General features: G+C 44.5%; 1 pseudogene. It reads left to right on the top strand.

The annotated features are described in order from the left end of the window. Positions 1-337, top strand: a pseudogene (locus JR005_RS03695) (hypothetical protein); the annotation flags it as partial.

Here is a 337-nt window from a genome sequence, read left to right as displayed (position 1 = left end):
AACCACAACAGTGGCGTAAGCACGTCAGTAGTCAGTATGTCGAACTAAGCGATGGCGATTTATTGCTTGAAGTCGAAAAAATGGGACACTCACTCGATACTGCGAAGAAAAACTACAGTCGAACTTCATTTAAAGATGCAAGCCAACAGATTTCACAATTCTTTTATGAACTGCGAGAAGTTGCAGTGTCACAAACTCGAACCGTTGAACGTATTCCTGTGCAAACGCTAGATGAGCCTGTTGATGTTCAGACCTTGCCAGTCGGGGCTTGTATGACAACAAATCTACAGCCTGAAAAAGCAACGGGTTTTGCTGCACAAGCCCCAACTCCAAACTG

It is taken from the genome of Acinetobacter sp. Colony158 (genome assembly GCF_019264745.1).
Lineage (GTDB): Bacteria > Pseudomonadota > Gammaproteobacteria > Pseudomonadales > Moraxellaceae > Acinetobacter > Acinetobacter ursingii.
Note: the sequence above shows the minus strand (reverse complement) of the source record. Positions and strands in the feature narration are given on the sequence as shown.